Source organism: Neptuniibacter sp. QD57_21 (assembly GCF_047778075.1).
GTDB lineage: Bacteria > Pseudomonadota > Gammaproteobacteria > Pseudomonadales > Balneatricaceae > Neptuniibacter.
The window spans coordinates 1,681,029-1,706,106 of the sequence record NZ_CP180549.1; the positions used below are offsets into that span (position 1 = coordinate 1,681,029).

At 42.6% G+C, this 25,078-nt stretch carries 23 protein-coding genes; 11 read left to right on the top strand and 12 right to left on the bottom strand.

Annotation, left to right across the window (positions count from 1 at the left end; translation table 11 throughout):
- Positions 1-162 precede the first annotated feature (162 nt).
- A complete protein-coding gene (gene dsbD, locus ACMXYS_RS07470; RefSeq protein WP_415898108.1) occupies positions 163-1,980 on the top strand; it encodes a protein-disulfide reductase DsbD in 1,818 nt (605 codons plus the stop codon).
- A gap of 95 nt (positions 1,981-2,075) precedes the next feature.
- On the opposite strand, the gene ACMXYS_RS07475 is transcribed toward dsbD, so the two are convergent.
- The 3 genes from ACMXYS_RS07475 to ACMXYS_RS07485 form a co-directional block, all read right to left on the bottom strand.
- Complete coding sequence (locus tag ACMXYS_RS07475) at positions 2,076-2,483, bottom strand: lysozyme inhibitor LprI family protein (RefSeq protein WP_415898109.1); 408 nt, start codon at positions 2,481-2,483, stop codon at positions 2,076-2,078.
- A gap of 104 nt (positions 2,484-2,587) precedes the next feature.
- Positions 2,588-2,761: a hypothetical protein gene (locus tag ACMXYS_RS07480; protein ID WP_415898110.1), complete on the bottom strand. Its 174-nt coding sequence runs from the start codon at positions 2,759-2,761 to the stop codon at positions 2,588-2,590.
- A gap of 145 nt (positions 2,762-2,906) precedes the next feature.
- A complete protein-coding gene (locus ACMXYS_RS07485) occupies positions 2,907-3,122 on the bottom strand; it encodes a hypothetical protein (RefSeq protein WP_415898111.1) in 216 nt (71 codons plus the stop codon).
- Between the two features lie 277 nt (positions 3,123-3,399).
- Here ACMXYS_RS07485 and ACMXYS_RS07490 point away from each other — a divergent pair, with 277 nt between their 5' ends.
- The 5 genes from ACMXYS_RS07490 to ACMXYS_RS07510 all read left to right on the top strand — a co-directional run bounded on the left by ACMXYS_RS07490 (position 3,400) and on the right by ACMXYS_RS07510 (position 7,528).
- Entirely contained in the window at positions 3,400-3,726 is a 327-nt protein-coding gene (locus ACMXYS_RS07490) for a hypothetical protein (RefSeq protein ID WP_415898112.1), read from the top strand.
- Between the two features lie 515 nt (positions 3,727-4,241).
- Positions 4,242-5,357 carry a hypothetical protein gene (locus tag ACMXYS_RS07495; protein ID WP_415898113.1) on the top strand — a complete coding sequence of 372 codons (1,116 nt, stop codon included), beginning with the start codon at positions 4,242-4,244 and terminating at the stop codon, positions 5,355-5,357.
- Between the two features lie 171 nt (positions 5,358-5,528).
- Positions 5,529-6,017 (top strand): paraquat-inducible protein A, encoded by a 489-nt coding sequence (locus tag ACMXYS_RS07500; protein ID WP_415898114.1) that lies wholly within the window; start codon positions 5,529-5,531, stop codon positions 6,015-6,017.
- Positions 6,010-6,636: a uracil-DNA glycosylase gene (locus tag ACMXYS_RS07505; protein WP_415898115.1), complete on the top strand. Its 627-nt coding sequence runs from the start codon at positions 6,010-6,012 to the stop codon at positions 6,634-6,636. The genes ACMXYS_RS07500 and ACMXYS_RS07505 overlap by 8 nt, the downstream gene beginning before the upstream one ends.
- A gap of 133 nt (positions 6,637-6,769) precedes the next feature.
- Positions 6,770-7,528, top strand: coding sequence for an endonuclease (locus ACMXYS_RS07510; protein ID WP_415884468.1), 759 nt, complete (start codon positions 6,770-6,772; stop codon positions 7,526-7,528).
- 31 nt (positions 7,529-7,559) lie between these two features.
- Here the strand turns inward: ACMXYS_RS07510 and ACMXYS_RS07515 are convergent, their stop codons facing one another.
- The 3 genes from ACMXYS_RS07515 to ACMXYS_RS07525 form a co-directional block, all read right to left on the bottom strand.
- Complete coding sequence (locus tag ACMXYS_RS07515; RefSeq protein ID WP_415898116.1) at positions 7,560-11,201, bottom strand: response regulator; 3,642 nt, start codon at positions 11,199-11,201, stop codon at positions 7,560-7,562.
- A gap of 12 nt (positions 11,202-11,213) precedes the next feature.
- Positions 11,214-12,452: an ABC transporter substrate-binding protein gene (locus tag ACMXYS_RS07520; protein ID WP_415898117.1), complete on the bottom strand. Its 1,239-nt coding sequence runs from the start codon at positions 12,450-12,452 to the stop codon at positions 11,214-11,216.
- Between the two features lie 157 nt (positions 12,453-12,609).
- The gene (locus ACMXYS_RS07525) at positions 12,610-13,251 is read right to left on the bottom strand and encodes a pseudouridine synthase (RefSeq protein ID WP_415898118.1); all 642 of its coding nucleotides are present in this window, start codon (positions 13,249-13,251) and stop codon (positions 12,610-12,612) included.
- A gap of 128 nt (positions 13,252-13,379) precedes the next feature.
- Here ACMXYS_RS07525 and icd point away from each other — a divergent pair, with 128 nt between their 5' ends.
- A complete protein-coding gene (gene icd / locus ACMXYS_RS07530; RefSeq protein ID WP_415898119.1) occupies positions 13,380-14,633 on the top strand; it encodes an NADP-dependent isocitrate dehydrogenase in 1,254 nt (417 codons plus the stop codon).
- A 69-nt stretch (positions 14,634-14,702) separates the two neighbouring features.
- On the opposite strand, the gene cspD is transcribed toward icd, so the two are convergent.
- Positions 14,703-14,915: a cold shock domain-containing protein CspD gene (gene cspD / locus ACMXYS_RS07535; protein ID WP_415884473.1), complete on the bottom strand. Its 213-nt coding sequence runs from the start codon at positions 14,913-14,915 to the stop codon at positions 14,703-14,705.
- A gap of 220 nt (positions 14,916-15,135) precedes the next feature.
- Here cspD and clpS point away from each other — a divergent pair, with 220 nt between their 5' ends.
- Together clpS and clpA are read left to right on the top strand one after the other, a co-directional pair.
- Positions 15,136-15,498 (top strand): ATP-dependent Clp protease adapter ClpS, encoded by a 363-nt coding sequence (gene clpS / locus ACMXYS_RS07540; protein WP_415884474.1) that lies wholly within the window; start codon positions 15,136-15,138, stop codon positions 15,496-15,498.
- 12 nt (positions 15,499-15,510) lie between these two features.
- The gene (clpA, locus tag ACMXYS_RS07545) at positions 15,511-17,769 is read left to right on the top strand and encodes an ATP-dependent Clp protease ATP-binding subunit ClpA (protein ID WP_415898120.1); all 2,259 of its coding nucleotides are present in this window, start codon (positions 15,511-15,513) and stop codon (positions 17,767-17,769) included.
- A gap of 83 nt (positions 17,770-17,852) precedes the next feature.
- On the opposite strand, the gene infA is transcribed toward clpA, so the two are convergent.
- From infA to ACMXYS_RS07570, 5 genes are all read right to left on the bottom strand, one after another.
- Positions 17,853-18,071 carry a translation initiation factor IF-1 gene (gene infA / locus ACMXYS_RS07550; protein ID WP_027853708.1) on the bottom strand — a complete coding sequence of 73 codons (219 nt, stop codon included), beginning with the start codon at positions 18,069-18,071 and terminating at the stop codon, positions 17,853-17,855.
- 128 nt (positions 18,072-18,199) lie between these two features.
- On the bottom strand, positions 18,200-18,916 hold the full coding sequence (locus tag ACMXYS_RS07555; RefSeq protein WP_415898121.1) for an arginyltransferase: 717 nt from the start codon (positions 18,914-18,916) through the stop codon (positions 18,200-18,202).
- Positions 18,917-18,928: 12 nt separating this feature from the next.
- Complete coding sequence (aat, locus tag ACMXYS_RS07560) at positions 18,929-19,642, bottom strand: leucyl/phenylalanyl-tRNA--protein transferase (RefSeq protein WP_415898122.1); 714 nt, start codon at positions 19,640-19,642, stop codon at positions 18,929-18,931.
- Positions 19,643-19,662: 20 nt separating this feature from the next.
- Positions 19,663-20,619 carry a thioredoxin-disulfide reductase gene (gene trxB / locus ACMXYS_RS07565; protein ID WP_415898123.1) on the bottom strand — a complete coding sequence of 319 codons (957 nt, stop codon included), beginning with the start codon at positions 20,617-20,619 and terminating at the stop codon, positions 19,663-19,665.
- A 61-nt stretch (positions 20,620-20,680) separates the two neighbouring features.
- The gene (locus ACMXYS_RS07570) at positions 20,681-21,511 is read right to left on the bottom strand and encodes a CZB domain-containing protein (protein ID WP_415898124.1); all 831 of its coding nucleotides are present in this window, start codon (positions 21,509-21,511) and stop codon (positions 20,681-20,683) included.
- A 196-nt stretch (positions 21,512-21,707) separates the two neighbouring features.
- Here ACMXYS_RS07570 and ACMXYS_RS07575 point away from each other — a divergent pair, with 196 nt between their 5' ends.
- Positions 21,708-24,392: a DNA translocase FtsK 4TM domain-containing protein gene (locus tag ACMXYS_RS07575; RefSeq protein ID WP_415898125.1), complete on the top strand. Its 2,685-nt coding sequence runs from the start codon at positions 21,708-21,710 to the stop codon at positions 24,390-24,392.
- Between the two features lie 21 nt (positions 24,393-24,413).
- Positions 24,414-25,070, top strand: coding sequence for an outer membrane lipoprotein chaperone LolA (lolA, locus tag ACMXYS_RS07580; protein WP_415884481.1), 657 nt, complete (start codon positions 24,414-24,416; stop codon positions 25,068-25,070).
- Positions 25,071-25,078: the final 8 nt, after the last annotated feature.

Below are 25,078 nucleotides of genomic sequence, written 5' to 3' on the forward strand. Positions count from 1 at the left end.
CCAAATCAAAACAATGGCAGTTGTTTCTACTAATTAAAGTGCTTTTACGAGTGCTGTTCGATAAAAAAGGCGTGGTAAACTATGTAAATCCGATTGATAGCGAACTGTTAGGCATAAAAGTTGTCAATCAAGCGTCTGCGAGATTAATCCATAGGAAACGCTGTGTTGTATCTATTTAAACGAGTTTTTTGGTTACAGTTTTTACTTATCCTATCTGTAGCTTCCCCGAATGTGACAGCGGGACTATTTGATCAAAACCCTTTTGGTGAAAAAGGCCCTGTTCAAGTAGAAAAAGCGTTTGTTTTTGGTCATGTGCAAGAAGGTGATACTTTAAAACTGATCTGGGATATGCCAGATGAGTATTACCTCTATAGAGACAGAATAGAGCTTAAAGATGGCGAAACAACACAGATTATCTCACGCAAGAATGCACCGGCTGAATTAAAAGATGACCCGTTGTTTGGTCAGGTATGGGTTTATTACGACCGCGCTGAAATAGATCTATCGCTGCTCAGCAAAGTCGATCCAGCAAAAGACGACAAGCTAACCATCACCTATCAAGGCTGTTGGGACGGTGGCGTATGCTATCCGCCAGTTACTAAAGAGATCGCAATAGCAGCATTTACTCCTTCTCAATCAGCTACTGATATGAGTGCCGCTCCAGCAACCATGCAAACAATCAATGCACCTGCAGTGACCGAGCAGGATCGTTTTGCGCAGATGCTTTCTCAGGGCAGCTTAATCGTTACCCTAGGCGCGTTTTTCGTAGCGGGTTTAGCGCTATCCTTAACGCCTTGTGTCTTTCCGATGATTCCAATCCTATCGAGTATCATTGCTGGGCAGGGTAAGCATGTATCGACGGCTAAGGGCTTTGGGCTATCTCTAGTCTATGTTCTGGCTGTATCGATCACTTACACCATTGCAGGTGTACTCGCAGGATTGTTTGGCGAAAATGTTCAGGCGCTTTTCCAAAATGCTTGGATTATCGGCAGCTTCAGTTTGATCTTCGTTTTGCTCTCTTTATCGATGTTTGGTTTTTACGAACTTCAACTGCCAAACAGCATTCAGACCCGTTTAAGTCAGGCGAGCAACAGCCAGAAGGGCGGCACGGTCGCCGGTGTGGCGATTATGGGCTTCTTATCTGCACTTATTGTAGGCCCTTGTATGGCGGCTCCTTTAGCAGGCGCATTAATCTATATCGGCCAAACAGGTGATCCATTCCTAGGTGGTAGTGCGTTATTTGCGATGAGCTTAGGCATGGGCGTACCGCTTCTATTGGTTGGCGCTTCTGCAGGAAAGCTACTTCCACATGCTGGCCTATGGATGAACAAGGTCAAAGCAGTATTTGGCGTGCTACTGTTGTTGATGGCCGTTTGGATGCTTGATCGCATTGCACCTACCGTCGTTTCTATGTGGTTAACAGCGATCATCCTAGTTGTATCGGCTGTTTATATGGGGGTGCTGTCTAAAGCGAAAACGGCTAAAGAGAACCTGGCGAAAGGTTTAGGTCTCATTATTTTGCTTTACGGCTTGTCACTAATGATCGGTGCGTTGGCCGGTGGTAATAGCTTTAGATACCCACTAAAAGCATTTGCAGGTGACCAGTCTGCACAAACTGAGGTACTGCCTTTTATAAAAGTGACAACGCCAGAAGCACTTAATAGTGAGTTAGAGATCGCCAAAGCCAATGGGCAGCCAGTAATGCTAGATTTCTACGCTGATTGGTGTGTGGCTTGTATAGAACTAGAGGTGGTTACCTTCGCTGACTCGCGTGTGCAAAATGCTTTAGCGCCATATCGGGTGATTAAGGTAGATGTGACGGCCAATGATGAACCGGCTAAAAAACTTAATAAAGATTACGCACTGATCGGCCCGCCGGCACTTATCTTCTATGATCGCGAAGGTGCAAAGCTCGATCATAAAACGCTTATTGGCGTTGTGCAGCCAAATGATTTTCTAAATCATATTCGCGATATCTAAAGAGTTAACCGAATAGTGATAAATCTTGTTCTGATAAATAAAAAGCCTCGCTAAGTTGCGAGGCTTTTTATTTAGGTTCTCATGTTTAAAACTTGTTACTTTTGAGGCTTAGGTAACACGGGTTTATCACTGTTAGATAAATACGTCTTCCATATCTCTGCTGTTCTTTCGTCGGTTTTATCTATCATGCAAAAAATAGATACGAATGCTTTCTTTCGACCTTCTTCCCAAATCGCATAGATAGAATCACAGTGAGAGGCTATGTGTGTTTCCCAGTCTTTTTGAGCAATTTTGATGCTCTCGAGCGCTGTTGTGTTTTTAGCATGAAGCTCGTAAGTTGCGTCTAAATACTTTGTCATTTGGTGGTGAGCAACTTCGAGTTTAATAGCCGCGCATCGATTCATCTGAATGCTGGTTTTAGCATCTTCACAATTATTAGCAGAAGCGTGAGACGATAGCAGGAATGTTAGGCTCAATAAGCTGGAAATAATGAGTTTATACATGTGTAAGCCTTAATTGCCCTATTGAATTAAATAAGTAGAGGATTGGAGTGAGAGGCTTCATTTACAAAGGGGAAAGGTATTCCCCTTCGCTTATTCATTTAGCGTTACTTGAACTCTTTAGCTTGTGGAAGCTCTTTGAAAGACATCAGAGTGGATTCCATTTTATGACCGTTAGCATTAAACCAATCCGTGACCGCTTTACTTTGATCTTTGCCATAAATGCGGTGGGAGTAGTTCATTACAACGCCAGTTTGGTTCTCTACGCTGATTAGGAACATATTTGCTTCTGAGCTTTTATCGCTGGTTGTCATTGTAGCTAGAAGAAACAGGCTAGGGTCACGTGGGTCAGGGCCGGCGATCGCTTTAATAATCTTTCCTTTCCCGTTGTACGCGGCTAAAAACTTTTCTGCAAAAGGTTTTAAATCAGACTTTTTTCACTTCTTCTGCGAAGGTGAAGGAGATCATATCTTTGTGTGAAGAAAGATCGGTTTGGTCAGCAGGTGTATATTGGTGTACTGAGCTTTCGGTAGCTCTGTATGTATATTCGTCACCGTTAAAATTGATTGCTGATGGCTTGCCTGCATAAGCGGTAGAGATGCTAACTAATACAAGTGCGATTGAAGTGAGTAGCTGTTTCAAAATTCCTGTCCTTTTTATAGTTATGAGTTTGATTTATAAGAATCCTGTCGATCAATAATGAAAGATTTTATCAGTGTTAATGGGTTTCCCAGTCTGCATGGAATGCTAAAGTAAGCTTTAGACTTACCAAAGTACTAGTCTGGTTTTGAGTGTTTAGTGAGGGGAGTATCTATTCAATGGGAACAGTATGTTGGGAATACTTGATCAGATAAGTCTTCGCTTTATAGTAGTATCAAAGCATGTGCTTATGAGGGGAGGTCACTTAGTGATGACAAGTATGTCTAAGAAAATACAGAGCGCGCTGGTTATTCTAATAACAGCTTATGTGCCGATTACTTCAGCTTCAGATGCTGAAGAGGGTAAAGAGTTATATGAATCTGTTGCTTTGGAACGAACGACCCGTGGCGAGGTTTACACCGACGCTAACTGTGAAACTTGTCATAGCTCAGATATTTACACCCGGTCTAATCGACGAGTAAACACCTATTCAAGATTAGAAGCCCAGGTAGAGATGTGTAACACCATGCTGGATGTTGGCTGGTTCCCTGATGAGGTATCGGCAGTTGCAACTTATCTTAATCAAAAATATTACAAATTTGATTAGAGCATTTTTCTTCTTTTCTAAAGCCGCATTCAGCGGCTTTTTTTATATCTTTCAAATTCCTTTGATATTCAATGTCATAGCGGCCCGTTTTTTGCTGAACCTTAGTTTACTCAAACGTAATTAGTCGATGCGAACCGCGTAATGTTGGATCTGAAAATGAACATAAAACAGCCCGATTTTGTGATGGCTATTATGGGCTATTCTCCTCCAGCCTATGTATTCCGTGGCTTTCAGCAAGGGAGGTAGTGGTCATCAGGAAGTCTCTTTTAATTTAATAACCTAATACAAGCTTACTTATCGGAAAATTTGTCTTGGCTTTTGGCTCGGACAACAGCTGAGTTTTGCCTAACGTACACTGAGTTTAGGCAAATATTTTCCGCTGAGTATTAACAACCGATTTTTTGTTTTTGTTATTCACAAAAACTGGTTTTTTGCGCCCTGAAGAAATGATTCACGCTTTCTTTTCATAGAACGGCGGGGGTTGATTGACGCAAAAAATCAGCAAGGAGAGAACAATGATTATTCAGACAAGTAATGTACATATGAGTGCTGAGCATCAGAAAACGGAATATAGCTCTCAAACCAAAATGATTGATTGGGGGAGTGAGGGTAATGCATTTCTTACGCAGTTAAGCGAAGCAAAATCGTTTCTTCGCCAAGAGCAAAGTAGCTTATTTAGTACTCTTGCTGTTGGCCAACAGCCATCAACAGAAGGCGATGATCAGTTTCAGGGTAATTCAGTTCTGGTCTTAACTGATCAAGGTTTACAATTTAGAACTGCAGACAACGAGCCAAATATCGCTGAGCAACGAGAGATTACGAAAGCGAGGCTTTGGCAAAGTCTGTTAAATGCTATTAACCCAAAACATATACAAACTGACATTCCCGATGATGTAGAGATCCCAGATGCTGATTCTATTCCAAGCGAAGATGGAATAGGCGGTATACCCATGCAACTACAACCTATAAAGATGGAAATGTCGTTTAAGGTGACGGAAACCGTTGAGGAGTATGAGTGCTCCAGTTTCCATAGCTGTGGCATGGTGACTACGGCTGATGGTAAGCAGATAGAGTTTGATCTGAACCTTGAAATGGAGCGGAGCTACTCAGCTACACGCGAGTTTGAGATGACCAGTGTAGTGGAGTTTACAGATCCACTGATTCTGAACTTTGAAGGCAATCACGCAGATCTTTCTGATGAGAAGTTTGAATTTGATCTTGATGCTGATGGTGATAAAGAACTCATTAGTTATCTCACCGGTGAAAGCGGCATGCTTGCTCTAGATAAGAATGAAGACGGCATTATTAATGACGGTACAGAGCTATTTGGTGCTTTAACGGGTAATGGCTTTGCCGATCTTGCCCAATATGACGAGGATGGTAACAACTATATCGATGAGGGTGATTCTATATTCGACGATCTTCTTGTATGGCATAAAACTGAAGATAGCGATTACCTAGAATCATTGGCTGATAGTGGTGTAGGAGCGATCTATTTAGGCTCAACCGAAACGCCCTTCGATATAAAAGGTGAAAATAATCAAGAGAATGGCCGAGTCCGCTCCAGTGGTTTCTACTTAACTGAAGCTGGTGATGTCGGAACGGTACAGCAGATTGATATGGCGGTTTAGCGTCGACTCAGTTGCAGGCTAAATACAGGCTTTATTTAGCCTGCATCTTTACACTAAACCTTGAGAGTACACGGTTAACAAACACATTCAAGCAACACTCAGAAATGTTTCGTTTGCACTATGACAGCTATGGATTGGTATACTTGCGTCACTTTGTTTTGAGGCCATTTCATGGATAGATTTAACCCTTTATCTTCATCTCAGTCTTTATGGCTCAGAATAGCTTTGATCTTAACGACGATCTGTCTGGCTGTTGGGCTGTTTAGTCCGATGATGACGATGAGCAAGTTCTATTTCTTCGAGAGTTCTTTTTCTGTAATTGGCGGTGTACATAGCCTTTTAACTGAAGGGCATCTGATCCTAGCGGTTCTGGTCTTCCTCTTTAGTGTAGTTCTACCGTTGGTTAAGTTATTTTTGTTATTTAGATTAACAACACCAAGCGATGAAATATCCGCTAAACAACGTAAATTGCTTGGATTGATGCATGATTACGGTCGTTGGGCGATGCTTGATGTGATGGTGGTTGCGGTATTGTTGGTGACTGTAAAGCTCGGTGCTGTCGCGTCAATTCAGATTCATTGGGGGCTTTACGTATTTGGTCTAGCCGTTGTATCGATCATGTTTTTAACGCATAAACTTGTGACTTTGTTAAATGCCTAATCTAGAAAGTTTTTACAAAAAACTTAGCAAACGTAAAAACACTCTGACTGTATTTAATCCATATAGGGATGAAACCAAATTAGAGAACCTAAAGCGATACATTGAACTGGCTTTTGAGCAATCCGGACCAAGGATCCTTTTAGTGGGTGAGGCCTATGGTTTTAAAGGTGGTCGTTTAACTGGGATTCCGTTTTCCAGTGGCAAGTTGTTTGATGAGGTTGATCATCCTTTTTTGCAGCAGTTAAAGCCAAAAATTGAGCTTAACCCTGATACGCTTACTGCTGAGAATACAGCCTCTATTGTATGGCGCTATCTGTGTTCACAAGAAACAGTACCGCTTTTTTGGAATTCGTTCCCTTATCATCCGCATCCTTCGCGTATTCAAAAAAAGAATAGGGCACCATTAAAAGCTGAAATAGAAGAAGGTTTAGAGCTGTTACAAATGCTGATGGATGTTTACCAACCCGATGCAATTGCAGGGTTAGGTCGTAAAGGAACTGACTGTTTAAAAAAAGCGTTTCCTGATCAAGATATCCGCTATATCCGTCATCCCTCTTATGGCGGTAAATCTGATTTTATTGATGGTATGAACCGGCTCTTTTTACAAGGTTCAGCTTAAATTTATCTTTCAGCCGTATGATGGTCGTGGCTTTTGAGTAGCTACTTAACCGCTCATATTGGCCTCAAACTCTAGTAACTAATTTAAAGCAGGAAGCATCGTTTGGCATTGGACGCCTTTAAAAGGAATTCCAATGTACAAGTACCTTCCTGTGGCTCTTCTAATGATCCCAGGCTTGGCTTTAGCTGAGCATCCTAAGTCTTTCGGTAGTGCCAAAAAGATTCTCAAAGAGATCTACGCAGATAACCAGCAGAGCTTTTATTGTGGTTGTGACTACAATGCCCAAGGTAAAAAGTTGGTGCCAGATTTAGCATCCTGTGGCTACTCACCTCGTAAAAATGCGAATAGAGCAAAGCGAATTGAGTGGGAGCACGTAATGCCGGCTTGGGCTTTTGGTCATCAATTACAATGTTGGCAAGACGGTGGTCGTAAAGCTTGTAAGAAGAACCCTAATTTTAAGAAGATGGAATCAGACCTTCACAACCTTGTTCCTGCAATTGGAGAGGTAAATGGTGATCGATCTAATTTTAGCTTCTCACAATTAGCAGGTGAACCGCGTGTTTATGGGCAATGCGATATGGAAGTTGATTTCAAGCAGCGTAAGGTCGAGCCAGCTGACCATCGCCGTGGCGACATTGCTCGTACGTACTTTTATATGCGCGATCAGTATGGCGTTCGTATCAGTAATAAGCAGGAAAAGCTGTTTAATGCTTGGGCAAAGCTAGATCCTGTTGATCAATGGGAGTTAGAGCGTAATCGTATGATTAGCCAAATCCAAGGCAATACAAACCCTTATGTTGTTGCGCCAACTGGCTCAGTAAAATTGGCGGAATCGACTACGGATCAGAATAGTTTATTGTCCCGCCTTAAAACTGCGTTGAGTATGGATTAAGTGCCGTAGAAAAGGTCTAAGTGTTAGAATATTAGTTTTCCTGACTGACAATATGCTCGTTCTTTGAAAGGTATTTATTAAATTCATCCGATAGAGCGTTAGCTTTGGTTACGAACTCAGGAAGTAGCTTTTCAAGTGCTTCCTGATTTTGATTTGCGGCTTCTATTTCAAGCATCTTACAAATTTCATTTAGTTGTGGGGCAGACAAGTTTAAGGCCATGCCTTTCATATTATGAGCTTGCTGCCTTAGCTCCTCCCATTGCTTATTTCTGAATGCATATTGTGTGTTTTCAATCAGATCAGCTGAATTCTTAAGATAGGCTTCTAGCACCTTAACGAGTAGTTTATCGTTCATCATTAAGCGCTTCAGTGCGCTATCTTGATCCCACACCAGCTGTTTGTCTTCGGTGTGACAAACGCCTTGCTCTTTGTTGGACGTGAATTTTTGATCATCAGGGAGCCAATGATTAAGTGCTTGGATTAAGTCCTTCGAATTGATGGGTTTGGTTATGTAATCGTCCATGCCTGCTTCAAGACACTTCTCGCGATCTCCTGCCATAGCATTAGCAGTCATGGCGACGATAGGTAGGTCCTTGAATTTCTTATTTTGCCGAATAGATCTGCTTGCTTCGTAGCCATCCATCACGGGCATTTGGCAATCCATAAAGACAAGATCGTATTGGATCATTTCGAGAGCTGATAATGCTTCCTCACCATTAGCCGCGACATCAATTTTTAGCCCGAGCTGTTCTAATAACGCCCGTGCTACGGCTTGATTGGTAATGTTGTCTTCTACGAGTAAAACTTTGCTATTAAAGGAGAACGCCGCTTTTCTATCGTTAGCAGATTTTACATAGGTATTTTGTTGTTTAACTTGGACAAGATCTAATAGTTTATTAAAAAGCTGACTTTGGTTGATAGGTTTTGCGATCAGATGGTGTAAACCGTTTTCAGCGTATTTTGATTTATCAAAGGTTTGATTGCTGACCGTTTGAACAAGCAGCTTGGTGGATGTTACTAAAGGTTCATGATTGCAACGTGTGGCAAACTCGATAGCATCCATATCCGATAGCTCTTGATTGATGATGGTTATATCAAAAGGTGTGTTGTTAGCTGCAGCCGACTTTAGTTTTTCTAAACCTGTCTCGGGTTTTGTTGTGAGTTCATAATCAATCTTCCAGCTTGTTAAAATGTCGCCAAGCAGGTGAAGATTCGTTTCATTAGGGTCAACAACTAAGATTCTTTTACTATGTAACGCTTCGATAGGTTGCGAAATCGGCTTTGAGGTCGCATGGGTTAAAGTCAAGCTAATCCAGAATGTTGAACCATGGCCTAATTGGCTATCGACACCAATTTCGCCACCCATCAACTCTACTAGTTGTCGACTTATCGATAGTCCAAGACCGGTACCACCATATTTACGTGTAGTAGAGCCGTCAGCCTGACTAAAGCGTTCGAATAAGCGGGTTTGTTGTTCCTTGTTTAGGCCAATTCCAGTATCAACCACTTTGATCAGAATTTGGCTTTGCTTGGTGGAAACTTGAGTTGACTCATAGAAGACTGCTACTTCACCTTTTTCAGTAAATTTACATGCGTTACCTATGAGGTTGACGAGTATCTGGCGAATGCGACTTGGGTCAGCGTTAAACCATTGATCAGTAATGGATGTGGCAGGGCAGACGAGTTCTAGGTTTTTTTCTTGAGCACGCATACCTAATGAAGTACCTATTTCATCAAGTAGTTGGCCCATATCAAAATCGACCGATTCGAGCTCCAGTTTTCCTGATTCAACTTTAGAAAAATCAAGAATATCGTTGATTATAGTGAGTAGAGAGTCGGCGCTATTCTTAACGGTATTGGCGTATTCTAATTGTTGCGGGTTTAAGCCACTGTCGAGCAATATATTAGTCATGCCGATAACACCATTCATTGGTGTTCTTATCTCATGACTCATGTTGGCTAAAAATTCACTCTTAGCGACACTTGCTTGTTCGGCTTCATTTTTTGCTTTTAATAGATATTCTTCAGAAAGCTTCTGATCTGTAATATCTAAGTGAGTGCCAATGATGCGTATTGGGTTGCCGTCTATATCACGTTCTACGACTTTGCTAGCGTTTAAAACCCAGATCCAATGGCCTTGCTTGTGCTTCATTCTCAGCTCGAAACTGTGTCGGTCTTCACTGGAATTGCTGTATATATCGAATAGGCGCTGTGATATATCGGAATCATTAGGATGTGTAAACTGATGAAATTTTTCAATATCGATTGGGTGAAGTTCATCTAATGTATAACCAATGATTTCAGCCCAACGTTCGTTAAGGTTGAGTTCTCCTGTTTGGACTTTCAAGTCCCAAATGCCCACATTGGTAGAATCTACGACTAACTCAAGTTGTCTCGCGGTTTCAGACAGCTCTTGTTCACGCTTAATTTTATCGGTTATATCATTTTCGACACCGACAAATGCAGTTAGATTATTGTGTTCGTCAAATACGGGAGAAATCGAAACGTCATTCCAAAAAGGTGTTTTGTCTTTGGTGTAGTTAATCACTTCAACGTTTACGCTTTGATGGGCTTTAAGCGCTTTAGATATCTGGCCTAAGGCTTTTAGGTCCGTCTTTTCACCTGAAAGGAATCTATGATTCTTTCCGATTACCTCGCTTTCGTTATACCCGGTTATCTTAAGGAACGCTTTATTGGTATAGATTAGAGGAAGATCCTGTTGTGTGGCATCTGCAACTGTTACACCGACAGAGCTTACTTCTAGGGCTTTTAAGAGGACTCTGTTTCTATTTTGCTCTTCTCTCAGTTCTTTTTCAGACTGTTTGACTGCTTTGTATGGGTTGATAAAAAACTTTTTTCCAAGCCAGACTAGCAGTATAAAGACGACCAAAAATGTCAGAAGAAGGCCAATGAAGATACTTTGGATAACCTGATTAACTTCAGAAGCGAGGTGTTGTTGATCGATGTAATATTCGACGTTAAGTTGGGTCTGACCAGCAACTTGTTCGTCAACTTTTTGGTAATTAAGAGTGTTGTTTAGAGAAGAGTAATCAAGGTAATCACCTTTGATTCTAATGCTGGCGGCATGTGCTTGGGTAGTAAATAATGTACTGATGTCTTTATCAAATCGAACTAGAACAACACCTTCGCTAGCACCGTTATAGTTGACTGAAACAGCGATAGAGAAGTGCCATTGTTCATTTTTTCGATGTTTTAATATAACCCAAGGCCTTTCGCCATTTAGTATCTCTTCGAACCAAGGTTCATTTTCTAAGTTCAAATTCAGGCTTTGGTTGGAAGGCCTGTAAATAGGCTCACCAATAATATTTAGTAAGAATACAGATTCATGCTGACCGAGGATTAGAAGTGAGTCCAAAAAATCGACAAGGTTTTCTTCCGAATCCAGAGTAGCCATCACCGCACTAGTTAAAAGAGGGTTCTTAGCTAGGTCCTGTAAGAACAGAATACGATCGTCTACATAGTTGCCTATCGAAGTGGCAGCGTTCGCAGCCTGTGCGCTAGTTGTTCGATTTTGAAAGTCTATTGTAATATCACGAACACGTTCCCCAATCGCGATATAACTAGAGGTCAAAGCTATAGCGAAAAAGGCAGCAATAAACAGATAAAACAGTGTATCTGTTGAAAGTTTTAAACCTCGTTTACAAAGCCGCATCCTATTACTCAACTAGTTAGGAACTTTCGGAGACGTATTAGGCATTACTTCTATTACTCCATCCGGGGTAAATTTGGCCATACATAGATCAGATAATCCGAGCGCTTCATGTGCATCTAAATTAGATTGACTAAAAGCAGAATAGGGCTTTTGGTAAGTTTTTATTAGGCCTTTAACAGGCGTGTTTAATGACTCTAATTCTTCTCGAAGTAACTGCCTATTTTGAGCCATATCATCACTTAGAGTTATATTTTGCATTGCTTGGATAGCTACCTTGGCTAAGTCATACGCATGGGTGTACCCCGTAGGCGATTTTAGAGAGCGATAATCAGTTAATGCTTCAGGGAATAGCTTCTGACCTCTGGCAAATACTGATTGGCTGAATTTGGATTCTTCAGAGCTGACAAAAGAGAAGCAGCTTTGAATAAAGCTTAAATCCAGCTTAGATAGGGTTGTAGGCCCTAATGTCTGGGGGAAGTTTCCGCCGGTAATTCCCCAATGAGAAAGCACAGGTAGATTGAATTGTTCAACCTCTGTCATGGCTGTCATAAAGGTAGCGCCTTCTATAGCGTTACCAACGAAGATAACGCAGTCACTATCGGATTTGGCAATTTCTCTCAAAATTAATTTGGCTGCATTGTCTTTGGTATTCCAATTAAACCATGTGACTTCAGGTGTAATGGACAGTGAACTTTCAAAGTAGTTGGTTATTGTCTTGAAGTTCGATTTCCCCCAGCCTGTATCTTCGAGTAATAGGTGGGGAGATTTGCATTGTTTTGAATTTACTGCGTAATCGCTGATTCGCAAGCCCGCTTTTGTATCATCGACAGATAATCTGAATACCCAGTTATTACTATCAGGATGGCGGGTAATAGGTCCACCTGCTGCCCACGGAACTAGTAGCAGAATTTCATTATCGTTGATGTATTGACGATATTTAATGTAAGGGGGGGAATGTAGTCCGCCAAGTATAAATAGGGCACTAGGATCATTTACGAATTGTTTCATTGTTCTGTGGCTACGAACAACATTTCCGCGATGATCTTTTTCAACAAATTCGAGTTGGTAGTTACCAATTTTATAATCGATTTCGGCCAGAGCGGTAAGGAAACCCATCTTCATGGCTTGTGCAGAGGAAGAGTGAGAGGTGTAGTCTGAGTCGTGATAAATGCGAATGACTTTGTCATTGGCTGAAACAGTGGATATTAGAAGGCAGGCAAGTACGCCAATTGCAGATAAGCTTTTGTTCATCCTTGTAATCCTTTAATCAACTAGCCATTCTTTTAGTTAGACAGTTCAGAGCTTATTCAAGTATTTAAGAATATTTTAGTACTAAATCAAATACTTGCTCGTGAATTGCTAAGAATATATGGCAATGATTGGATATTAAAGCTTATTAATCTATTAACTATTTCCTTGTGCGCTTTGTATTTCGAATCTGTTGTCGGTTATTCCTGTTGTTATGAGGCCTGCGACTCGTGGTGTTTTTACTGTTTTTCGGTAGGTTTAAAGTGACTTCGACTAACTTAGAGTTCCCAGGCTTTAGACTGTCTAATGTCCAATCACCAATTGCATAGCGAATTAGGCGTAGGGTTGGGAAGCCAACGGCTGCAGTCATTCGTCTTACTTGTCTATTTTTGCCTTCAGTAATTTTCAATTCGACCCAGCTGGTAGGCTGATTTTTACGTTCGCGAATGGGTGGATTACGAGGCCATATATCAGGTTCATCGATCACCTTGGCTTTTGCTGGACGAGTTATACCGTCTTTGAGTTCAACGCCTTTACGTAAGGCATTCAAAGCAGTCTCAGTGATCTCTCCTTCAACTTGGGCCCAGTATGTTTTTTCTTGCTTAAATTTAGGATTAGCTAAGTAATGTTGTACAGCGCCTTCATTGGTAAGAATCAGTAAGCCTTCAGAGTCATAATCTAATCGGCCAGCAGCATAATAGCCCGGCTGATCAATAAAATCGGCTAGTGTGCTTTTATCGTCATTGGTAGTGAACTGAGTAAGTACTTGAAAAGGTTTATTAAAAAGTAATAGCTGGCTCATTGTTTTTCAGTTCTTTAAAGCATGGTGCGATCAATCAAAGGGATAATGCTGATCTATACTGATCCTGTAGCGCAATCATATCACTGATCACAGCTTCTGCGGTGTAACAAATCGAGTTGGAGTAGATTATGGGTTATAAAAATATTTCTGTACCTGATGGCGACAAGATAACAGTTAATCAAGATCATTCATTAAATGTTCCTGATAACCCTATTATTCCTTATATAGAAGGAGATGGGATTGGTATGGATGTGACTCCTCCGATGATCAGCGTGGTTGATGCTGCGGTCAATAAAGCCTATGGAGGTGACCGTTCAATATCCTGGATGGAAGTTTTTGCTGGTGAGAAGGCTACCTCAGTATACGAGCAAGATACATGGCTGCCAGATGAAACCTTGGAAGCTTTTAAGGAATTTGCTGTTGGGATTAAAGGGCCATTAACTACACCTGTAGGTGGTGGTATTCGTTCGCTTAATGTTGCCTTACGTCAGGAGCTTGATCTTTATGTCTGCCAAAGACCGGTGCGTTGGTTTAAAGGCGTACCGAGCCCAGTCATAAAACCAGAAGATGTGGATATGGTGATCTATAGGGAAAATTCAGAAGATATCTACGCTGGAGTAGAGTGGCAGGCTGGCTCGCCTGAAGCAGAGAAAGTGATTCGATTTTTAAAAGAGGAGATGGGTGTTACCAAAATTCGTTTCGATCAACAGTGCGGTATTGGTGTGAAGCCTGTATCTGAGCAAGGAACAAAGCGCCTAGTAAGGAAAGCGTTGCAGTACTGCGTGGATAACGATCGGGAATCCCTAACGTTGGTACATAAAGGTAATATCATGAAATTTACCGAAGGTGCTTTTAAAGATTGGGGCTACGAATTGGCGGCAGAAGAGTTTGGAGCAAAGCTTAAAGATGGAGGCCCTTGGATGAGCTTTCAAAATCCAAACACAGGTAAAGAAATTATAATTAAAGATGTAATAGCGGATGCGATGTTGCAGCAGATTCTGCTTAGGCCCGCTGAGTATGACGTAGTCGCAACGCTAAATTTAAATGGTGATTACCTTTCAGACGCCTTGGCTGCGGAAGTGGGAGGTATAGGGATCGCCCCGGGTGCCAACCTATCAGATGAAGTTGCGATATTTGAAGCAACTCATGGAACCGCACCTAAATATGCAGGTAAAGATATGGTGAATCCAGGTTCTCTGATTCTATCTGCCGAAATGATGTTAAGGCATTTAGGTTGGTCAGAAGCTGCAGATCTGATTATTAAGGGTATGGATGGCGCTATTGCTGCTAAAACCGTAACCTACGACTTTGAACGTCTTATGGACGGAGCTCAGTTGTTATCAAGCTCTGAGTTTGGTGAAGCAATTATCAAGAATATGTAGTTAGTTTCTAACAGACACAAAAAAACCAGCTTCATGCTGGTTTTTTAGTCTATCGATTTAACCTTTTTATTATTGGGTTACTAAAGGTTTGATTTGTACGGCATGAGTACCTTTGGGACCCGGCTGGGTTTCAAACTCAACTTGTTGGCCTGCTTTGAGACTCTTATAGCCATCTACTTCTATCGCAGAATAATGAGCAAAGAGATCCTCTTCATGTTCATCTGATAGGATAAAACCATATCCTTTAGAATTGTTGAACCACTTTACTTTCCCTGTCTGCATAACTAACTCCCGTATCCAAAACTACAATTGGATTACTAACCTGAACGTACTCCCTTTAGCTGCTAGAATAGTTGCTAAAGGTTGTCCCCTAAAAGTTGCAGGTACTACTGGGGCCTTGCCTATCCTGCTATTCTGATTATAGCACCACCCACAGAATATGTGACAAGTGTACAATCACTGTTCAGTAGTAAATATTAGCGTAAATTTAGAAGAATGTTAGATGTCTATTGATTTTGAACAAAAAGTAATTCGAATGTCTAATGAAGATGAACATGAAGATTTTGATCATGATCACGGATTAGTCACGGAAGAAGCAAAGCCACAACTTAAGAAACCATCGATGTATCGTGTGGTTTTGATGAACGACGACTATACACCAATGGATTTCGTCGTGGCTGTGCTCATGATGTTTTTTAATATGGACCAAGAAAAAGCTACACAAGTGATGTTATCGGTCCATACTCAAGGGAAAGGAGTATGTGGAATTTTTACCCGTGATGTAGCTGACACGAAAGCAGCTATAGTTAATCAATATGCGAGAGACAATAATCACCCTCTGCTATGTGAAGTCGAGAAAGTCTGAAGAGGAACCGTTATGTTAAACCGAGAACTCGAAGACACGCTCAGTGCAGCTTTCCAAGCCGCAAAGGAAAAGCGACATGAATTTATAACTGTCGAACATTTGTTGCTGGCGTTGTTGGATAATTATGAGGCGCATGAAGTTCTTGCAGCCTGTGGTGCTAACTTTGAAGGTATTAGGCAGAACCTTTCTTCGTTCATCGAAGAAACTACGCCTTTATTATCTGAAACACTACCTGATTTGGAAACGCAACCAACACTCGGATTTCAGCGAGTACTTCAGCGTGCGGTGTTCCATGTTCAGTCATCTGGTAAGAATGAAGTTACTGGAGCAAACGTACTTGTAGCGATTTTTAGCGAGCAAGAAAGTCAGGCTGTTTATATTCTGCAGCAGCATGGTATTGAGCGAATCGATACGGTCAATTACATCTCGCATGGCATTTCTAAAATGTCGGAGCACGATCACGAGCACTCTGATGCTTCGGTTGAGAGTGAGACTGCAGGTGAAGAGAAGGATGATAGTCCGCTCGCTAAATATGCAATCAATTTGAATGCTGAAGCTGAAAGCGGTCGCATTGATCCTCTTGTAGGGCGGGATTCTGAGGTTGAGCGTGTCGTTCAGATTCTATCTCGCCGCCGTAAGAACAACCCTCTATTAGTAGGTGAAGCGGGTGTAGGTAAAACAGCGATTGCTGAAGGTCTAGCGAAGTTGATCGTTGAAGACAAAGTACCTGAAATTATCAAAGAGTCGATCGTATACTCGCTTGATCTAGGTGCTTTGCTTGCAGGTACTAAATACCGTGGTGATTTTGAGAAACGCCTTAAAGGTCTTTTAAATGAGATCAAAGGTAAAGATCACGCGATTCTATTTATTGATGAAATTCATACTATCATCGGTGCTGGTGCAGCGTCTGGTGGCTCTATGGACGCATCAAACCTACTTAAACCACTGCTAAGTTCAGGTCAAATCCGTTGTATCGGTTCTACCACTTTCCAAGAATTCCACGGAATATTTGAGAAAGATCGTGCATTAGCACGTCGTTTCCAGAAAGTAGACGTCCTTGAGCCTAGTATCGAAGATACCTATGCGATTCTTAAAGGCCTTAAAGGTCGTTTTGAGGAACACCATGAACTTGCTTACAGTGATGAAGCGCTACGTGCAGCTGCAGAGCTAGCAGGTCGCTACATCAACGATAAGCATATGCCTGACAAAGCAATCGATGTGATTGATGAAGCCGGGGCTTACCAGCGTCTATTGCCTAAAGAGCTGCGTAAAGCAGAGATTGGTACGGAAGATATCGAGGCGATTGTCGCTAAGATTGCCCGTATTCCGCCTAAAAGTGTTTCTGCGTCTGATAAGAATCAGCTGGCTAAACTGGATAGCAATCTTAAGATGGTTGTTCTTGGTCAGGACGAAGCGATCGATACGCTATCTTCTGCAATCAAGCTTTCCCGTGCTGGTCTTAAAGAGCCAGATAAGCCTGTAGGTTGTTTCTTGTTCGCTGGTCCAACCGGTGTCGGTAAAACAGAAGTAACGCAGCAGCTAGCACGTATCATGGGGATTGAGCTGGTTCGTTTTGATATGTCTGAGTATATGGAGCGTCATACCGTTTCTCGTTTGATTGGTGCACCTCCTGGCTATGTTGGTTATGACCAAGGTGGCTTACTGACAGAGGCGATCACAAAGTCTCCACATTGTGTTCTGTTGCTTGATGAAATTGAGAAGGCGCATCCAGAGGTATTCAATCTATTACTACAGGTAATGGATAGCGGTACTTTAACGGATAACAACGGTCGCAAAGCAGATTTCCGTAATGTGATTTTGGTAATGACTACCAATGCAGGAGCGGAAGATATGAGCCGCGCATCTATTGGCTTTACTAAGCAAAATCATGCCTCTGATGGTATGGCTGCTATACGTAAGATGTTCACGCCGGAGTTCCGAAACCGTCTTGATGGCATTATTCAGTTCAAAGCCCTTACAACTGGCATTATTAAAGGTGTGGTTGATAAGTTCTTTGCTGAGCTTCAAGTTCAGTTAGAAGATAAGCGTGTAGTACTGCATCTAGATGATGAAGCCCGTACTTGGTTTGCAGAGAAGGGCTACGATGAGCAGATGGGTGCACGCCCAATGAAACGCTTGATTCAAGAGAAGCTGAAGAAGCCGTTAGCTGAGATGATTTTATTTGGTGAGCTATCCGAAGAGGGTGGTGAAGTTGCCATTAGTGTCGATGAAGATGGTGAGATCAGTGTAGAAGCGATGACCTGCGCATAAGCAGGTCATTCAAGACACAAAAAAGGCAGCCATTAGGCTGCCTTTTTAAATTCTGTCCTGCTGAAGCAGGGAGAAAGCAATGATTAACGCGCGCGATAAACGATACGGCCTTTACTTAGGTCGTATGGAGTTAGTTCTACTTTAACTTTATCGCCTGTCAGGATACGGATGTAGTTTTTACGCATCTTACCTGAGATGTGTGCAGTAACAACGTGGCCGTTTTCCAGCTCAACACGGAACATAGTGTTCGGGAGCGTGTCAACCACGGTGCCTTCCATTTCAATGCTATCTTCTTTAGCCATTAATTCTCTACCTTGTTGAGGATCTCCAGAAACTCTGGACCGAATAATTGCGCGGTATTGTGCCTGAAAAAAAGGGCATTATCAAAGACAATTACAGCAACATACGGTTTTGTTTATATATATGAAGGTTATTCGGGTTTTACTAGCGTCCAGTAGCCATCAATTAGTAGTTCAAACGGCTGGAAAGCGATTTTGTAGCTCATCTTACGGCACTCTTTAACCCAATAGCCTAAGTATAAATAATTTAGACCTTCATCTTGGCAGTGTTGAAGTTGCCATAAAATGCAGTAGGTGCCCAAGCTGCGTTTAGGGAAAGAGGGATCATAGAAAGTATAAATGGCTGATAGGCCTTGCTGTAGACGATCAATCACGCTGACAGCTAGCAGATTAGAATCGCCGTCTCGGAATTCTAAAAACTGCGTATGTTCCTCGCCTTCAACCAAGAATGAGTTGAATTGATCAAGACTGGGTGGATACATATCCCCATCTTGATGACGTTCATTGATGTAGCGAGAGTAGAGTGTGTAATACTCTTCGGTAAAGTGAGCTGATTTAACTGTAACGGTTAAATCTTTGTTTTTATTGATAATTCGTTTTTGGCTTTTCTTGAGCTGGAAAATTGCTAAAGGGATTCGGACGGATATGCACGCGTTACAGCCATCACAATGGGGACGGTAGATGTGCTTACCACTGCGGCGAAAGCCCAGGTCGGAGAGCTGACCGTAGGTATATTGGTCAATGTCAGCATGCGGATCAACAAACAGAGTTTTAGCTGTTTTGTTTTCTAGATAGCTGCAATCGTGTTCTGGTGTGGCATAAAAGTGCAAAGTCCTAAGGTTCGTCACACTTAACTCCAATTAATCGCCATGTGTTTCAAACTGCCAGCTATGGTCGAGCGGTTGATCAAGGTATTTATCCAAATAGCTTTGAAATGACTCTCTTGGTATCTCATAGGCGCCTAATGAAAACAGGTGCTCATTGCTTACCTGGCAGTCAATTAAAGCATAGCCCCACTTTTCGAGCTGTTCGACCATTTTTATTAGCGCAATTTTAGAAGCATCGCGTTTTCGACTAAACATTGATTCGCCAAAGAACAGTTTTCCGATCGCTAAACCATAAAGACCACCGACCAGCTCTCCGTCCATGTACACCTCTACTGAGTGGGCAACACCCAGTTTGTGTAGGTGGTTATATGCGCTTTGGATATCGTTGGTGATCCAAGTGCTATCTTCGCCTTTACGTGGTTCTGCACATGCTGCAATGACATCAGCAAAATTTTTATCGAATTCGACTCGGTAGTCATCTTTCTTAAGACGTTTTCGCATGCTACGAGAAACATGCATCTCATCTGGCGTAATGACACAGCGAGGACTTGGGCTCCACCATAGAATCGGTTCGCCAGGGCTGTACCAAGGGAAAATTCCCATTCGATAAGCAGATACCAAGCGTTCAGGCGTTAAATCACCGCCTGCCGCTAATAATCCATTTGGATCTTCTAAAGCTTGATCGATAGGAGGAAATGGATCGTTTGAATCTTGTAACCAAGGAAGCATAAAAAAAGAAGCTGCCATGAAGGCAGCTTCAGTCTCACTTATTTTTCTAGATCGTCTAGGAAGCGCTCTGCATCAAGCGCAGCCATGCAGCCGAAACCGGCGGATGTGATTGCCTGACGGTAGATGTGGTCACATACGTCACCTGCAGCATAAACACCTTCAACAGATGTTTGAGTTGCGTTACCTTCAAGACCTGATTGAATCTTAAGGTAGCCATCTTTCATTTCAAGCTGGCCTTCGAAGATATCTGTGTTTGGCTTGTGGCCAATTGCGATAAATACGCCCGCAACATCTAGGTTCTGTTCAGCACCATCAGTTGTGCTCTTAAGGCGGAGGCCTGTAACACCAGAATCGTCACCTACAACTTCTTCAAGTGTGTGGTTCCAAATGATGTTGATGTTACCGTTTTCTGCACGATCAAGGATTTTATCTTGAAGGATCTTTTCAGAACGCAAAGAATCACGACGGTGGATCAGTGTTACTTCTTCAGCGATGTTAGATAGGTACAGCGCTTCTTCAACAGCAGTGTTACCGCCACCTACAACAGCCACTTTCTGGCCGCGGTAGAAGAAACCGTCACATGTAGCACATGCAGATACGCCTTTGCCCGCAAACGCTTCTTCTGAAGGTAGGCCTAGGTATTGAGCAGAAGCGCCTGTAGAGATAATTAGCGCATCACAAGTGTACTCGCCCATGTCACCCTTAAGACGGAAAGGACGGTTTTGAAGATCAGTTTCGTTAATGTGATCGAAGATTACTTGAGTATCGAAGCGCTCAGCGTGCTGTTGCATGCGCTGCATCAATTCAGGACCTTGAACACCGTCAACGTCACCAGGCCAGTTGTCAACGTCGGTTGTAGTTGTTAGCTGACCGCCAGCCTGCATACCGGTAATAACAACTGGGTTTAGGTTTGCACGTGCTGCGTAAACGGCTGCTGTGTAGCCCGCAGGGCCGCTTCCAAGAATAATTAACTGGTGATGTTGTACGTCGCTCATAGTAAAAAAATGAATCCGTTAAAAAGTTATGAGTGTATTAATGGGGTGCACTAAGAAAAAATCAACCCGCCATGCTGAGTTTTGCACTGGCGTGTTCATAGAATTGTTCTAATGACAGCATCATAAAGCTTTCACCAGAAGGGTCTCTTACATAACCTTCGATAGGTGTGCTTTGATCAATCGTTTTAAGATTATCCATGGCCACCGGAGAGTAGTCGATAATATCACCGATATTATCCAAGACCATAGAGAACCAAGGTGTGCGGCCATCTTTCGTGAGATGCAAAACGATTGGGTGGATGCTGTTTTTGAGGTATTCCTGAATATGCTCAAGAGTACGTAGGAGCTTTTTCAGAGAGGTCTGGCGCTCAATGCGCAGCATTTCAACCGCTTCTTCCTGATTGCCAGCAGATGCGATATCTAAAAGTTTATCGCCTAAAGAGTGGATGTCCTTATGAGGCTGTTCGATCTTGTCGAGCAACGCTCTTAAACCATCATCTTCAGTTTTGTAGCTATAAAACCATTGACCAAATGCACAGGCATGAGGGTCACGTGCTTTTGTAAATGGCTCGCTAGAGCGAATTGAATGCTCTAAAGCGTCCATCCAGTCGATATGAGCCTGCTGATAAACTTTGATTTCAGCGATAAGTTCTAAAATCGTGTCTCTTTCTTTGCTGTGAGCGAGTGAAGTTGCGCACTCAAAGACTTGCACTAAGGTGTTTCGGAAATCTAAATAACCGATAAATCCATCAACGTGCTCAGTGGAATACTTTATTTCACCGAAGCTATCTGAAAACGAAAGAATGTTGCTGACATCGATACCATACATACTTGAACCAATTGGAAAGGTTAAAGCACGGCGGTTGTCTGTATGCAAATTGGTCAGAGACATAGGGTGCATCCATTGAAATGATTCAGATACAAAAGCTTAGTATAAATTCAGTGCAGATATATTACAGATATGAGTAAAGAAAACCTGCATCTCGTAACTATGAATTATAAACCAATGCGCTTCAACCGTTAGTCGCGGATTAAATTATGTTATTGTAGTCATTGGTTTTTTAATACAGATCTATGGAGCTTCGCCCTTGAGCGCGACCGACAACGGACAACGTTTAAGTTTTCCCGAATTACTTGTAAGAATCAGCCGTGAATCGAGTTTAATCGTTGTTGTTACGGTCAGCCTGTTTTTAATCGTGGCTTTACTAGGATTTAATCCAAAGGATTCTGGATGGTCCCACCTTGGCTATCAGCCAGAGATTAGCAATTTAGCAGGCCCTGTGGGTGCTTGGATTGCTGATCTTCTTATATCTGGTCTGGGGCTAGCTTCGTTTTTTATACCGCTTCTAATTTTGTATCAAACCGGCCGTTTTCTGTTTAGAAAGCATAGCGGTGCTTTGGATGTTATTCCTTTCTTTATGTTGCGATTAACTGGCGCTTTGCTGTTTTTAACGGCTTTCAGTGCGTTGAGTGCAACTCACATCTCCAACACTGGTTTGGATTATCCTTTTACTGCGGGTGGTATTTTAGGTGAAGCGGTTTCTGATTTAGCAGTATCTCTGTTAAGTGTGCTGGGCAGTTCCTTAGTGCTATTTGCGTTACTTTTATTTGGATTAACCCTATTGTTAGAAATGGGTTGGGGTACAGTGCTGGAGCGAGTAGGGCAGAAGGTTGTTAAATCGACTGAATCCGTCTTACCACAGAAAGAAGAAACAGAGGCTTCTCTAAATCTTTCTGATGACGAGCTTTCTAAAGCCGAAGCGACTCTGCAAAGAGACTACATAAAAGATCAATTCGAAGAACAAGCACCTCCATTAGTTAATGACCGTATTGAACCGAGTTACTCTGACATTGCTAAACCAGTCACGATCGAAGAGAAATTTGCCTCTCGATTCAGTTCTGCAGGTGTCATGGATACTGCTGAAAATAAAGAATCAGCAGTTGAAGAGGTTTCTTTAGTGAGACCTCAGAGTACTCGCCAGGATCCTCAAGTTGAGCAGCAGATAGAAGAGCATATTGATACTGAAACGGGTGAAATTCTCACTGCACCTGAGCCAGTGAAAGCGAAACCTGTAAAACAAACGGTGGAAGAGCCAGAAGTTGTACAAGCTGTATTGGCAACATCTCCAGAATCAGTTCCAGTTGTTACACCAACAGTAGCAGAAGACGCTAAACCGCAAGTTAAAATCGTACCGCTGTCTGAAACGCATAAGCCAATGCAAGATAAAGAGCTTGGTTTGGACGAAGCCGGTGCTCCAAAACGTAAACCTGCACGCAAGATTCCGCCGTTAGAGCTTTTAGATCCACCAGAACTGAACACAGATACGGGTTACTCGCCAGATGAGTTAGAGCAGATGTCTCGCTTGCTTGAGAGTAAGCTAAAAGACTTTGGTGTAATCGCGGAGGTAGTCGAGGTAAATCCTGGCCCTGTAATCACTCGATTTGAGATCCAGCCTGCACCGGGTGTTAAAGCCAGCAAAATTACCAACCTAGCTAAAGATCTTGCTCGTTCTATGGCCGTGACCAGTGTGCGTGTGGTTGAGGTTATTGCAGGTAAGTCTGTAGTAGGTATTGAGATACCAAATGAATCTCGTCTAACCGTACATCTAAGCGAAGTACTGAGTTCTAAACCGTACCTTTCAGCCGGTTCTAAAGTAACAATTGGTTTAGGTAACGATATTGCGGGTAATCCTGTGGTAGCAAACCTTGCCAAAATGCCTCACTTGCTGGTGGCGGGTACAACAGGTTCGGGTAAATCGGTCGGTGTAAACGCCATGCTTCTATCGTTGCTATTCAAAGCAACACCAGAAGAGGTGCGTTTAATCCTAGTCGACCCTAAGATGTTGGAGCTTTCAATCTACGAAGGTATTCCGCATCTATTAACGCCAGTTATTACCGACATGAAAGATGCTGCATCGGGTCTACGCTGGTGTGTGGGCGAGATGGAGCGACGTTACCGTCTTATGGCTAAGATGGGTGTACGTAACCTAGCCGGCTTTAACGACAAGATTGATGAAGCACGTAAGAAAGGCGAGCCTCTACTAGATCCACTTTGGAATGCAGAAGAGCATGGCGAGCCATTCGGTACACCTGCACCTGAGCTCGAACCACTACCTTACATTGTTGTTGTGATCGACGAATTCGCCGACATGATGATGATCGTAGGTAAGAAGGTAGAAGAGCTAATTGCACGTATCGCTCAAAAGGCCCGTGCTGCCGGTATCCACTTAATCCTAGCGACTCAGCGTCCATCGGTTGATGTTATTACTGGTCTGATTAAGGCAAATATCCCAACGCGTATCGCTTTCCAGGTATCTTCACGAATCGATTCCAGAACGATCTTGGATCAGTCCGGTGCGGAGCACCTGTTAGGTTGGGGTGACATGCTTTATCTACCTGCTGGTACCAGCTTGCCAAACCGTGTGCATGGTGCATTTGTAAGTGATGACGAAGTGCATCGCGTGGTAGAGGCCTGGAAGAAACTAGGTCAGCCAGATTATATTACTGAGATTACTGAAGGTGATGCTGTTTCAGACGGCGGAGGTTCAGGTTCACTGTTCGATGATGAACAAGACCCGCTATATGACGAAGCGGTCGCATTTGTATTGGAAACCCGCAAAGCATCGATTTCCAGCGTGCAGCGTAAGCTTAAAATTGGTTATAACCGCGCCGCTCGAATGGTTGAGGCGATGGAAGCCGCTGGTGTTGTAAGTACTGCGGGCAGTAATGGGCAGCGTGAAGTATTAGCCCCATCTCCGAACGGTGAGATGTAATATCACCTAAAAGGTTTGAGTATGAGATTTACGAGCTACATTAAGAAATTTGTTATTCATACAGCATCAGCCTGCCTAATCGCAGGGACCAGTGTTGCGATGGCTGCAACCGATGGTGCCAATAAACTGAATGAGTTACTACAAGGTTACGACAGCTTTTCAGCCAAATTTGAACAAGTTACCTTGGCTGAAAATGGCCGTGAAGCACAGAAAACAGAAGGAAGTTTGCTATTAGCTAAGCCTAATCGTTTTCGCTGGGAAACTCAGCAGCCATTCCCGCAAGAGATTGTATCTGACGGTGAATATATCTGGATCTACGATCCTGATTTAGAGCAAGTGACACAAAGAGCAGCAGATACTCAGCAAGACAGTGCGCCTGCATTGATTCTGAATGGCCAAATTGGCGAGTTGCAGAAAACTTACGCAGTTCGTTTAATTGAAGACACTGGAAGTGAGCAGATCTTCGATCTTAAGCCGTTATCTGATCAATACAGCTTCAGCCGCATCCGTTTAGCATTTGCTGGTAATGTGATTTCTGAGCTGATGCTGGAAGATTCACTAGGCCAACGTACATCTGTCGTATTTGCAGAGCAGACACTGAACCCAGAAGTGACCAATCAAAGCTTTTATTTCCGTGTTCCAGAAGGAACAGACGTTATTGTAGATATTGAGGAATAGAGTGGATC